Genomic DNA, 12,011 nt, shown 5'->3' on the forward strand with positions numbered 1-12,011 from the left:
ATATGCTCTCATAGCTCAGTAGGTAGAGTGCATCCATGGTAAGGATGAGGTCACCGGTTCGATCCCGGTTGAGAGCTCCAGGACATCTTTTACATATGGCCCGTTGGTCAAGGGGTTAAGACACCTCCCTTTCACGGAGGTAACAGGGGTTCGAATCCCCTACGGGTCACCAACAACTTCTTATTAGCAAAGCGCCTTTGGAGGCTTAGCTCAGCTGGGAGAGCATCTGCCTTACAAGCAGAGGGTCGGGGGTTCGATCCCCTCAGCCTCCACCAGTTAGCCGATGGGGATTAGCCAAGCGGTAAGGCAACGGACTTTGACTCCGTCATTCTCAGGTTCGATCCCTGAATCCCCAGCCACTTTTAATAAGAGCCATTAGCTCAGTTGGTAGAGCACCTGACTTTTAATCAGGGTGTCGAAGGTTCGAGTCCTTCATGGCTCACCATTTTTATCCTAGCTTCACCCATGCGCGTATGGCGGAATTGGCAGACGCACCAGACTTAGGATCTGGCGGGCGACCGTGGGGGTTCAAGTCCCTCTACGCGCACCATATCATGAGAAAACCCTTGTAGCCCAAGGGTTTTTTGCTGTTTAATAATCTATTTCAAGTGTGTTAATTAGGAACCGACATAGGCAGATACTCATATACTTTGTATATACTATTGTTGGGGGGACATAAACTTGTATCAAGTACCTTCATACTGGGGAAATCCATACTATATAAGGGCCGATTTTGTACCTATTTGGAGCATAGGATTTCCAGAAGCATTACAAATGATAACGCAAGCGGTACAAGGGGAGCGTAACGATGAGCTGTTCTACGATGAATTGATCAATCTGGCTCCGACAAAAGAGCAGGCGGCCATTATCGAAAGCATCCGTAATGATGAGCGCGTCCACAATAAAATGTTTCGAGAGATGTATCGGGCTTTGACGGGACAGGAAATTGCAGGCATCAGCAGTGAGCAATATGAGCGTGTGCAATTCTATACAGAGGGTCTACAGCGCGCCTTGATGGGGGAATTAAGCGCGGTGGAAAACTATCGTAAGATATGGTTCGGATTGCCTGCCGGCATTTATAAAGATACGGTTTACGGTGTCATATTAGATGAGCTAAAGCACGCTGCGAAGTATAATTATCTGATTACATTGAATTTAAGTTAAATTAACCCTCTCTACTTGTTGTGCGTATCGTATCATGAGAAAACCCTTGTAGCCCAAGGGTTTTTTGCTGTTTAAAATATCTAAAGTTTTTTGGAAGTTATTCGCACCAATAACCTATAGGGATAAGGGCAAAAATGTATGTGGGCAAACCCCAATAGGAGGTCATACACATGAAAAAAATGATCGTTGCAGTTGTATCCGCATGTATGTTGCTTTCAGCAGGCTCTGCAGCATATGCTGCTGCCCCAACGACTGAGAAGAAGCATCATGAACAAAAAGCACACGAGAAGAAAGTCCACGCTAAAAAAGTGCATGCGAAAAAAGTACACAACAAGCATGTTAAGCAATTGCATGCAAAAAGCGTAAAAAAGGCGCATAAACTTCATGCTAAAGGAACAAGTGAAGCCAAAAAGCTGCACGCAAAAAGCTTCTCAACAAAAGCGACAAAAATGCCGAAATCCGGTTTCGGCGGTGCAAGTGAACAAACCGAATAAGGGGAATAAAGAGAGGGTCATACCCCTCTTTACTTTTATCAGATGAATAATAAATGGATTGCATATTTACTGATGTTAATGATTGTATGCATAGGCAGCAGCTCCTGTTCGAGTCCGGCCAAACCTCCTTTAAACCCTCCAGCCAAGCATCTAACCGAGTTCAACAAGAGTGCTTCACCACCAGCAGCTAAGCCCCAAATACCTCTTGTTATTAAGAAGCGAGCTCAGAATATAACGCTCGCAACCGGGATTGTACCAGTTGAATTGTTTATTCCAGCGATTCAGCTTCAAGCGCAAGTCGAGCCAGTATCCGTTCTGGAGGATGGTCAAATGGATATTCCCCAAAGTACGGATAAGGTTGGCTTTCTCAGCACGGGCATTTTGCCAGGTGCGACCGGTAATGCGGTTATGGATGGACATGTCGATAGCTATACAGGGCCAGCTGTTTTCTTTAGATTGAAAAAGCTGAAGCCGGGCGATGAAGTGCTGATTAGGAATAAAAGCGGTCGTGTGCTTCAATTTAACGTAGAATCAGTTGAAACCTTCAAAACGGCCGATGCGCCGGTTCAAAAAATATTTGGACCTGCAGATGGTGCTCATTTGAACTTAATAACGTGCACTGGAAAATACAGCAGAAGCAAAAAGGAACATGAGGCCCGGCTGGTTGTATTCACAAAACTGCAGGAAGTCCGTTATGGCCAATAGGTTGTAACGGATTTTTTTATGCGGTGAAGCCTTGTTGATTCAAGCGGTCGAGCACTAAATGAACGGCAATGGCGTCGTCCAGATAGCCGATTGGAAAGATATAGTCAGGGATGATGTCCGCCGATAGAATAAAATAGAGTAAAGCGCTGCCGAGCACGGAGCGATCATGTCCTAGCGTATCTTCATTGCAATATTGCATATACATTTTTTTCAGATGCTCGATGAATGGCCCTGCGCCGTTAACTTGTTTGACTTTCGCATGAAATTCATCACAGATCATACGATGACCTTCTTCAGTCCGTGCATATTGCTCATACTTATCCAGTTCCTGCGCGATCCGTGCCGTTGTCACATCGGGATCGTACAGATTGGAATTTCCGAGCATGTCTTTTATCGCATGAAGCGAATCGAAAATTCCGGTATCGCTTTCGTTTTTGTCACCCGTCATCTCATAACCGGAAGCCTCTAGTAGTTTTTCGAGCGAAATTTGCAGATGCTCCGAAAAAGCTTTCAAGTGAATCAGTTTAGGCTGTTGTTTGCCATTCACAATTCTCGATATGGTTGCGGTATCGATTCCGCAAAGACTGCCAAGCTTGCGCATGGAGAGCGAATGCTTCTTGATCAAGTATTTGAGCAAGTCTCCGAGAGCATGTTCCTTCGATTGATCAAACCCATCCATTCTTATCCCTCCAGTTTTTCTTCTTTCTATAGTATATGAGGTCATTTTGAGAAATTTACCATGCATTTATTCATCAACAGGCAAAGGGTTGTTGAGTTTTTCTCAATGTACATGCACTTAAATCTCAACACTTCATACATTGATAGCAAATAACAACTTGAGGTGATCACATATGACGTGGCTGCTTATTCTTGGTTTTACCATTTCATCTAGTCTAGATAATTTAGGTGTAGGACTTTCTTACGGCATTCGAGAAATACGAATTGGATTCCTTTCAAATTTACTCATTGCTGCCGTGTGCTTCCTATTTAGTTATTCGGGCATTTGGTTTGGAAAATGGATTTCTGCCGTACTCCCGGGCGTGCTTCCCGTCTTGCTCAGTGCATTTGTTCTTCTCATTATAGGACTTCGTATTATCCTGTTATCAGTCCCGCGTAAAGTGGAGGAGACAGCGGAGCAACCAGGTCTGCCGGAGCAACAGGTTCAGCAAGGGCAAGAGGGTGGGCCAGCAGCAGTATCTGCAGTAGTGCCTGCATCAAGAGTAGGAGGGCTATCGGCGATTTTACGAAATCCGGAAAGTGTGGATCTGGATAAATCGAAGCATATCGGAATATTCGAATCATTGATTTTAGGAGTCGCGCTTTCGGCTAATGCAATGACTAACGGACTGAGCGCCGGATTGCTCGGCATATCGCCACTGATCATTTCTTTAATGGCTGCAGGCGGCAGCTTCCTGACTGTATGGCTTGGGGTATGGGTAGGCTGCAAAGTTGCAGGGGTACGGATTGGACCCTTTACATTAGGGCAGTTCGGAACAATGGTAAGCGGCATTATTCTATTATTAATCGCCGTTAATAGCTTCTTCTAAGACTTAACGGACACATCCATGCCAAACACAATTCAACCAACTCTAGCATATTCTATTTAGTAGATTCTGCTTGTAGTAGATGAGAGAGGGGGTTGAATGATGCATTGGATTTCAATTGTAATGATCGGTTTTGCTTCCAATATTGATAATCTGGGGATAGGCGTATCGTTTGGAACACGCTCGACCAAAATTCCGATCCTATCAAATCTGTTAATTGCTATTGTGGGTATGACTGCCGCCTATTTAGCGATTACGATGGGTCATCTCATATCGGGGTATATGAGCCCTAGGTACGCTAATCTCATTGGCGGCATTATTATAATGGCATTAGGCGTAAGCAGCATCCGGTTTAAAGCTTCGGCGAAAGTTGAGTCAAGCCCGCTTGTACTTGGCGATTACCAAAAACAAATTTCATGGCGTGAATCCATTTCGTTAGGTCTGGCACTTTCATTAAATTGTTTGGCTACGGGGTTTGGAGCAGGGGTTAGCGGTGTTTCTCCTGTTATGACGGCCATCTCGGTCGGGGTGTTCTCTCTGGTAACGGTGGCTCTTGGGGTGAGTATCGGGCACCAGATTTCAAGAACTTGGATAGGCAAATACTCGGCTCTGATCGGCGGGTTGATGTTAATTGCTATCGGTTTGTATGAGGTGTTTGTGTAATGGAACAACAAAAAGCGACCTGTCCGGGCCGCTTTTTGTTGTGTTAGAGCGCTCCATTAACAGGCAGTTATACTTCTACCGCGCCTGCTGCTCTGAATCATTAGGTTGAAGCGAAGCAGCGCCTAGCAAAAGCTGGCCCTCTGCCTCAATTGTCTCGAGCGCTTGATTCAACGTTTTGTTGTGATCCAGCACTTCTTTGAATTGCGCTCTCTTAAGTGCACCATACTCCCTTAGGAAGAGCTGAAGGTTCTCTTCGGGATAGGAGAAGCTTTGAGTAAATTTCAGTTTGTAAAACGGCTCCAGGCTGTGACCATTCTTTTCATTCATCGTACCTGTGCGAGACTGTAGAAAGAAATTGCTCTTGGATTTCAACTTTGCTAATGAATCGCTATTGGCGAACTGAATAAATTGCCATGCGGCTTGCTGATTAGACGATTCCGCATTAATCGCGAATATTTTGATAAGGGAGAAGGATACCGCTTGATCCGGAAATTGCGGATTGATCGGTTCCGTGACCATATCCCATTGCATCTTATTACCGTTTTCGGCTGTCAGTCGGACAAGAGTGTTAAAAAAAGTAAAGCTGCCTAAATACATAGCAGAGTTGCCGGTGATAAACGGTTCTTTTTCGACATCGTCGCTTTCAATCATTCCGTTCTGGATTTCATAATAAGGGATGACCTCTTTTTCAAAAAGTGCCACTGCTTTTTCTGCATTTTTGCGATTTGCATCCGTTTTGATTAATATTTTTTTCTGTTTGAAATCATAATCTGCTAAGCCTTCTATACCGTTAAGCCGTTCAAGCAAGCCGCTTGGGGTAGATTCCCAAAACTGCAGCGACAATCCATAAAGGTGTTCGCCTGACTCATCCTTGCCCGGAAAACGCTGCGCTAATTGAAGTACTTGATCCCATGTCATTTGATCGGTTGGATACTCAATGTGATAGCGGTCAAACAGCTCTTTATTATAAAATAAAGCTGATGCATCAAAGATAGGCGCCAATCCGAACAACTCTCCGTCTCCCATTTGCTTTAAGATATCTAATATCCCTGAATGGAAGCTATTCAGCGAATAATTGGAGGTCTTGATTAAACCGTCCAAAGCCGTCAGCTTTCCTTCCCGCAGCAGCTCTTTATATTGTTCCGGAGTCAAGTACAGCACATCTGGTTTTTCCTGCTCCAGCTCTTTCTTCAGTTTATTGATTCCACCAGGCTCATACTGACCGACTGTAATCTCTGACACTTCAAGCTCTATATTCGGATGTTCGACAGCGAATACGTTACCGTATTCGGATTGGAACGAATATTCATTGTCATACATCACTTTAATTTTAGTCTGTTCAGTCTCTGCCGTTTGCGTACATCCGGTAAATAAGATAGCCAAGATGATACAACAGGGAAGCAGGCGGAGAAAAGCATTCATTAAAGTCCCTCCTCTGAATTAGATTAAGTAATCAGCATAAGCAAAGCCAACCGCTCGTAATATAAGTAGAATAATCGAATAGAGCGGGCAAGTTGTCTATTAGCCAGTGAATCCGTATAAATAGACATACTTAAAGTAATATTGATAGAGGTGCGGGATGAACCATTCCAATGATTATCCAAGCGGCGGGACGACGCGGTGGTCCGTTCTGATCGCTTATGCGTGTCTCGCGGCGGTGACACAGCTTCTATGGGTCACGTACACGCCAATTACAACAGCAGCTGCGGAAAGATGGGGCGTTTCGATCGATGCCGTAGGCTGGCTTGCACAAGTGTTTCCGCTCCTGTATGTTTTACTGGCAGTACCCTTTGGTTATTGGGCGGATCGCCGTTTCAAAAGCTCCTTAGCCGTTGGAATAGCTGCAACCGTGGCAGGCGCTGTACTGCGCATTCTGCCCGGCTACGGGTGGGCGCTTGCTGGACAAATTGTCATATCGATTGGTCAGCCGCTCATCCTTAACGCGATTAATAAGCTGGCAGGTCATTACGCGGCTCCTTCCAAACGCCCCGTTGCCATTGCCGCCGGGACAGCGAGCTTGTTCGTCGGTATTCTTATCTCAACGGTGAGTTCGCCATACCTCATGGAATGGGGAGGGCTTATTTCCATTCATCTTATTCAAGCATCACTCGCCGTTATTGCAGGCATCTTATTGCTCTGGGCGCTTCGCGCTCCAGCAATGTATAACGATCACTCGAACGCTGGCACGACAGTTTTTACATCTATTCGCGCGGTATGGGCTTATCCATGGGTGCGGTTATATAGCCTGCTTTTATTCGCCGGCTTTGGGTTGTTTGTCACCTTGACGACTTGGCTGGAAGTGTTGGCGATTCCGATAGGACTTGATTCGGCCCAAGTAGGGCTTGGCATTGGCGGCATGACGCTTGCCGGTATCGCCGGAGCGGCTTTCATTCCCGGCTGGGCTGCCAAGGGGGGAAGAGCGAGAGGAGCTTTACTTATATCGCTATTAGTTAGCGCGGCAGCGTTGACTGCTCTTGCACGAGGCGCTTCATTTCCGATATTTATCGGAATGTTCGCCGTAACAGGCTGTATGCTGCTTGCCAATCTGCCGGTTATTCTCTCCTCGGCGGAGAAGCGGGCTTCGCTTCGCGAGGCAGGTACGGTGGCCGGTCTGCTGCTTATGTTCGGCAATCTTGGCGGCATCGTGCTGACGCTCGCAGTTCAGCTTCTGCTGGATCATCGTATAGCTGCTATCGGTCTGCTCATTGCGGTCGTGCTGCTGGCGATACCCATTGCCTGGCGTTTTCCAAAAGAAGAGGCAAGTTCACTCCCTTGAGAATAAAGGAATAATGTGCCGTTTCTAGTCATCTTATAAAAACCGGATATATAGCAAATTTTACTTATGTGGTATGATGGCTATAGGGCTAATTGTGGTCCGAATGCAGCGAAAGACCTATTATTATTTACTAACGAGCGCAGCGAGGTAAGCTATGGATCAAGTATTCGCAGACGGAACCGAAATTATGGTGAGCGTGGCCTCTCAGCCGAGAGACGCGTATGTTAAAGTCATTGAACAATGGTACAAGAGTCCAAGCGGTTTTCTTGTGCAGGCAACGGCTTCCGGCATGTACATTAAATTTACGAAGTATTTAACCAAACAACAGAAAGCCGAGCTGTTGCAGATTATACGGGATCTGAATTACTCTTCATAGACTAGTAAGGAATCATTTGTCCCATCATAGGGGGAATATGATTCCCTTTTTTATTTTACAACCGATCGAGATCTTCAGGCACATAACGGTATTGATCGAGATCGATCCGGCCGTTCCGATAAAACTCCACGCCTTCACTCTCTAGATAAAGCATCTGAAGCGAGCGCGACTCGTCATCCATGACCGCGACCTCACCTTTGGCGTTAACAACCCGGTGCCAGGGGAGCTTATGCGCTTTACTCATCGAATGCAAAATCCGTACGACCTGTCTTGCCCCTCTAGGGCTGCCGGCAACAGCCGCAATTTGCCCGTACGTCATCACATAACCTTCGGGTATTTCCTTAATGATGCGAAGCACCCTCTCCGTAAAAGGCTGCAATTTGCTTTCCGTTCCCATCACCATTCTCCTTCTTCTCTTTATTGCTTTCTCTAAGCATAGCATAGCGATTAATCGAAATAGATATCTTTGCGAATACCGGCTTGCTCCCTCTGACGCCATTCTCCTGGAGACATACCCTCAACTTCTTTGAACACGCGGGTAAAATGGTAAATCGTCTTGAACCCGACCTGCCAGGCGATCGTTTTCAAGCTGCCGGGCGTCCCGGTAATGAGCTTTTGCGCTTGTTCAACTCGCACTTGGCGCAAATACTGCGAGAAAGTCACTCCATAGCTGGCGCGGAATACCCGTCCCAAATAACTATTGCTGTAGCCGATCTCATAAGCCGCGTCATTCAAGGAAATATCCTGTGCAAAATGAGCTTCGACATAGGCTGCCAGCCTTTGCGCCGCCTCTTGCGGCTCGTAGGTGAGCCCCTTATCTTGTCCCGCTGCAGACGCTGCATCCGGCTCAGCTAATGTCCGTTTCCTTGCCAGGTTATAAACCAGCTGGCTCAACATCAGCGCGGATATCGCCTGATAATAGGGCTGCTTGCCGTCGCCTTCACTCCGGATCTGTTCCAGCAGCGGTTTTATTTGCCCATCTTCGTCCATAAAAGAGCCTGCACAGCCAAGCGCAGTGTCAATCAGCTCATCGTCGTATAGATTAAACTTCAGATCAAGCGTGCGGCTGGCCCGGCCGCCTTGGGGGGCGAAGCCATGCATAACGCCAGGCGCAATTAGAAAGAAAACGCCGGGAGAGATCGGAACGGCTTGCTGATCCAGCGTAAAGCTGCCGCTTCCGTCGACGAAATAAATTAACTGAAAGAAACGATGCTGATGGGGCTCCAGACGATCGCCCCGCTTGTATTCATAGCGGGCGGCCCATTGAATTTGCAGTCCGTGATGGTTCATGCCAACAGCCTCCTGAATTCATTCGCGCTTAGCGACAAAGAAAAGCCGCTCCCGGATAAACCCGCTTCATCGGGCAGTATTACAATGAAGGGGAAATTACATTTTTACATTCCGCCATATAAAGGAGTTATGCCCCTTGATCATTAGTGAGAAATTTCCACGCTATACCGGCTTTGATCCGCTTATTCCCGTATGGTGCCTGACGCCTGACAGCAAAGGCAGCTTTCACCGTTTTTTCGATACCTCGGCGGTAAGCCCATCTGGCCGCTATGTCGCTGTGCTGCAAATGCCGCAGGAGGACAGGCTGCCAGAGCCGGGAGAGACGGCTAACGTCGCCGTCATCGATCTCCATACCGGCGAAGAACGGATCGCCGCGAGCAGCCGGGGTTGGGAGCCTCAGCTTGGCGCGAACATGAACTGGGGTCCAACCGATGAGACGCTGTATTATAATGATGTCGATACGGCGATATGGGAGCCAATCTGTATCGAGCTTAACTTGCTAACGGGACATAAGCGCCGCCTTGAGGGCGGTATTTACAAAATATCGCCGGATGGCCAGACGATCATCTCCGCTTGTATGAAGCGGATGCGACGGACGCAATTTGGCTATGGTGTCATGGTACCGGATGTTTTCGTTCCTCGCAATACCGGGTTTCCAGACGATGACGGCCTTTATGCGACCGATGTACAGACGGGAAAGCGGAGGCTGCTCGTTTCATTGCGGCAAATCGTGGAGCGGGCGAAGCCTGCTATCGATTGGGAGCGCTACGCCGATGGCGAGTGCTATGGCTTCCATTGCAAGTACAACCCGCAGGGTGACCGGCTCATTTTCACCATGCGCTGGTTCAAAACCGATGAAGAGCAGCCATGGAATATGCTGCACAAACAAGCGTTGAAGTTCTGGGTGTTAACGATGAAGCCGGATGGAAGCGACATTCATGTAGCCGTCGGACCGGAGCAATGGGACAAGGGAGGCCATCATATCAACTGGTTCCCGGACGGGCGCAGACTATCGATGAATTTGTGCCTGGACGGCGACAAGCAGTTGTACTTGGTTCAGGTTAATGATGATGGTACGGAGCTTGTCAAAATAACGGAAGCCGTGCCCGGCTCTGGTCATCCCACCGTGCATCCGAACGGAAGGCATATGCTGACTGATGCTTACGAGAAAGAAAAGGTCGCGTTTGACGATGGCTCCGTCCCTTTAAGATTCATTAATCTGGAAAACGGGACAGAAAAGCTGGCTATTAGGATACCGGTCGGCAACCCCGGAACGAGCGTTACGCCGGTTCTCCGGGTGGACCCGCATCCCGCCTGGGCGCCCGATCAGCGCCATGTCGTATTTAACGGTTATGTCGATGGCACACGCCGAGTCTTTCTCGCCGATTTCGGCCCCCTCTTGAAATAACGGAAGGCCCCTTGCCGTAAGAAGGCAAGGGGCCTTTCGCTGTCTTATCCTTTTCTTGCGGCGTAGGCGGAGTTCATTTCATCGATGACCTTCATGTAGCTGGCATCGGCCTTCAACGTATCAACATAACGGTCCCAAGCTTCAATCGATTCTTGGCCCATAATGATCTTGGTTTTGAGATCATTCATCTTTTTCGTATAGTCCGGTCCGATTTTGAGCCATGTATCGGAGATTAGGCCAACGCTTGGATCGTCGACGGAATGGGAAGTCCGCTCGTCTACGATTTGTTTGTTGCGCTCGAAGAGCTCCTTTGGCATGCCGGTACGGTACGCCCACAAGTAGGGATCGGAACGTTCAAACACTTTGCCGAACGAGCTTTGGGATACGCTATCCTTGAATGCTTGATCGGTGGCGGTTTTGAAGCCGTCTTCGCCTACTGTATAATGCACGCCTTCGATACCGAAGCACGCGAGCGTGAAGCCTTCCTCGGAAGCGCCGTAATCCATCAGTGCCAGAATGCGTTTCATTTTATCCTCCGGCACCGATTTCGGGATGAGGAATACGCCGCTGAAGCCCGGCGAGGATGGGGCATACGTGCCTGCGTCCGATTCCAAATAACTGAGCGGCAGGAAGTTCGCTTGCGGCTCCGTCTTAATCAGCTCAGCTTGGACGCGCCAGATCGCTTCGATTGTGTTGGGATAGATACCAACTTTGCCCGCTTTGGCTAAGTCTTCGGATTGCGTTTCCTTCATAATGGCGTAATCGGCTGGCATATAGCCGGCTGCGAACACTTTGTTCAGCCAGACAAGCGCTTCACGCGTGCCGGGCTCGAAGGTTGTGTCGATCAGCTTGCCGCCGGTTTCCTTCCATTTGCCATTGCTGTGATTGAGCACGCCTTCCGCCCAGCCCAGATCATTGCGGGGAAGAAGCGGGATTGTGTCTGCGACGCCGTTGCCGTCCGGATCTTGCTCAGCGAAGGCTTTCATGACGTTGAACAAATCATCCAGCGTGCGAGGCGTCTCCAGTTTGAGCTTCTCCAGCCAATCCTGACGGATGATCGGCAGCCATGGACCGCCGTGGGACGGACGAACGGAAGGAATGACGTAGTTTTTGCCGTCGATTTTCGTCTTTTCCCATGTCGCCTCCGGATACTCCATCAGATGCGGATAGTCTTTCAAGTACGGGCTCAAATCCCAGAACGCGCCTTGCTTGATCATTTGACGCATCAGCGAGTTGTTGAAGTCCAGCACTTTGACTAGATCGGGCATTTCGCCGGATGCCAGAATGAGATTGATTTTATCGCCGTAGCTGTTAGGAGACGTCCACATGATGTTCAGCTTCGTATTTGTCTTTTTCTCGAATTCCTTCAGCACGGGATTGTCCGGTCCCGGCGCTTCCGGTGTATTGAATTCGGTAATAATGCTAATCGATACCGGCTTATCGCCGGAGGCATCCGGGGACGATTTGCCGCCTTGGCCGGATGATGGATCGGATGAATTGGATGCGCAGGCCGAGAGCAGTGTAACGGCGAGACAGGCAGTAAGCATCAGCTTCACCCAATGGTTGATTTGCTTTTTCATAGAAAGAAACC

The 12,011-nt window shown here is 48.3% G+C and carries 13 protein-coding genes and 6 tRNA genes; 14 read left to right on the top strand and 5 right to left on the bottom strand.

Translation table 11 applies throughout. The features are described 5' to 3' along the window. The first annotated feature begins 4 nt into the window (after nt 1-4). The 9 genes from IEX98_RS05620 (at nt 5) to IEX98_RS05660 (ending at nt 2,363) form a co-directional block, all read left to right on the top strand. Nucleotides 5-80 (top strand) — tRNA-Thr (locus IEX98_RS05620). Nucleotides 81-97: 17 nt separating this feature from the next. Further along, a tRNA-Glu gene (locus tag IEX98_RS05625) sits at nt 98-172 on the top strand. A 27-nt stretch (nt 173-199) separates the two neighbouring features. Beyond that, nucleotides 200-275: transfer RNA gene (locus IEX98_RS05630), tRNA-Val, on the top strand. Nucleotides 276-284: 9 nt separating this feature from the next. After that, a tRNA-Gln gene (locus IEX98_RS05635) sits at nt 285-359 on the top strand. Nucleotides 360-369: 10 nt separating this feature from the next. Continuing rightward, nucleotides 370-445: transfer RNA gene (locus tag IEX98_RS05640), tRNA-Lys, on the top strand. A 22-nt stretch (nt 446-467) separates the two neighbouring features. Continuing rightward, nucleotides 468-550 (top strand) — tRNA-Leu (locus tag IEX98_RS05645). Nucleotides 551-681: 131 nt separating this feature from the next. Beyond that, nucleotides 682-1,164 carry a ferritin family protein gene (locus tag IEX98_RS05650; RefSeq protein ID WP_229692001.1) on the top strand — a complete coding sequence of 161 codons (483 nt, stop codon included), beginning with the start codon at nt 682-684 and terminating at the stop codon, nt 1,162-1,164. Between the two features lie 170 nt (nt 1,165-1,334). Further along, complete coding sequence (locus IEX98_RS05655; protein ID WP_188887985.1) at nt 1,335-1,658, top strand: hypothetical protein; 324 nt, start codon at nt 1,335-1,337, stop codon at nt 1,656-1,658. 72 nt (nt 1,659-1,730) lie between these two features. Further along, nucleotides 1,731-2,363 carry a class F sortase gene (locus IEX98_RS05660; RefSeq protein WP_188887986.1) on the top strand — a complete coding sequence of 211 codons (633 nt, stop codon included), beginning with the start codon at nt 1,731-1,733 and terminating at the stop codon, nt 2,361-2,363. 16 nt (nt 2,364-2,379) lie between these two features. On the opposite strand, the gene IEX98_RS05665 is transcribed toward IEX98_RS05660, so the two are convergent. Then, nucleotides 2,380-3,042, bottom strand: coding sequence for a DUF1232 domain-containing protein (locus IEX98_RS05665; protein WP_188887987.1), 663 nt, complete (start codon nt 3,040-3,042; stop codon nt 2,380-2,382). Nucleotides 3,043-3,214: 172 nt separating this feature from the next. On the opposite strand from IEX98_RS05665, the gene ytaF reads away from it, so the two are divergent. Both ytaF and IEX98_RS05675 read left to right on the top strand, forming a co-directional pair. Then, on the top strand, nt 3,215-3,910 hold the full coding sequence (gene ytaF / locus IEX98_RS05670) for a sporulation membrane protein YtaF (RefSeq protein WP_188887988.1): 696 nt from the start codon (nt 3,215-3,217) through the stop codon (nt 3,908-3,910). A 96-nt stretch (nt 3,911-4,006) separates the two neighbouring features. Continuing rightward, a complete protein-coding gene (locus IEX98_RS05675) occupies nt 4,007-4,570 on the top strand; it encodes a manganese efflux pump MntP (protein ID WP_229692002.1) in 564 nt (187 codons plus the stop codon). A gap of 75 nt (nt 4,571-4,645) precedes the next feature. On the opposite strand, the gene IEX98_RS05680 is transcribed toward IEX98_RS05675, so the two are convergent. Further along, nucleotides 4,646-5,992 carry an ABC transporter substrate-binding protein gene (locus IEX98_RS05680; RefSeq protein ID WP_188887989.1) on the bottom strand — a complete coding sequence of 449 codons (1,347 nt, stop codon included), beginning with the start codon at nt 5,990-5,992 and terminating at the stop codon, nt 4,646-4,648. 157 nt (nt 5,993-6,149) lie between these two features. Between IEX98_RS05680 and IEX98_RS05685 the strand changes: the two genes are divergently transcribed. Beyond that, complete coding sequence (locus IEX98_RS05685; protein ID WP_188887990.1) at nt 6,150-7,346, top strand: MFS transporter; 1,197 nt, start codon at nt 6,150-6,152, stop codon at nt 7,344-7,346. A 154-nt stretch (nt 7,347-7,500) separates the two neighbouring features. Further along, the gene (locus IEX98_RS05690) at nt 7,501-7,722 is read left to right on the top strand and encodes a hypothetical protein (protein ID WP_188887991.1); all 222 of its coding nucleotides are present in this window, start codon (nt 7,501-7,503) and stop codon (nt 7,720-7,722) included. 55 nt (nt 7,723-7,777) lie between these two features. Here IEX98_RS05690 and IEX98_RS05695 read toward each other — a convergent pair whose 3' ends face one another. Together IEX98_RS05695 and IEX98_RS05700 are read right to left on the bottom strand one after the other, a co-directional pair. Continuing rightward, on the bottom strand, nt 7,778-8,101 hold the full coding sequence (locus IEX98_RS05695; RefSeq protein WP_188888507.1) for an MGMT family protein: 324 nt from the start codon (nt 8,099-8,101) through the stop codon (nt 7,778-7,780). A gap of 68 nt (nt 8,102-8,169) precedes the next feature. Further along, on the bottom strand, nt 8,170-9,012 hold the full coding sequence (locus IEX98_RS05700; protein WP_188887992.1) for a helix-turn-helix domain-containing protein: 843 nt from the start codon (nt 9,010-9,012) through the stop codon (nt 8,170-8,172). A gap of 136 nt (nt 9,013-9,148) precedes the next feature. On the opposite strand from IEX98_RS05700, the gene IEX98_RS05705 reads away from it, so the two are divergent. Next, complete coding sequence (locus IEX98_RS05705; protein ID WP_188887993.1) at nt 9,149-10,420, top strand: TolB family protein; 1,272 nt, start codon at nt 9,149-9,151, stop codon at nt 10,418-10,420. A gap of 44 nt (nt 10,421-10,464) precedes the next feature. Here the strand turns inward: IEX98_RS05705 and IEX98_RS05710 are convergent, their stop codons facing one another. Then, on the bottom strand, nt 10,465-12,000 hold the full coding sequence (locus IEX98_RS05710) for an extracellular solute-binding protein (protein ID WP_188887994.1): 1,536 nt from the start codon (nt 11,998-12,000) through the stop codon (nt 10,465-10,467). Between the last annotated feature and the right edge of the window lie 11 nt (nt 12,001-12,011).

The organism is Paenibacillus radicis (ex Gao et al. 2016), assembly GCF_014641555.1.
GTDB lineage: Bacteria > Bacillota > Bacilli > Paenibacillales > Paenibacillaceae > Pristimantibacillus > Pristimantibacillus radicis.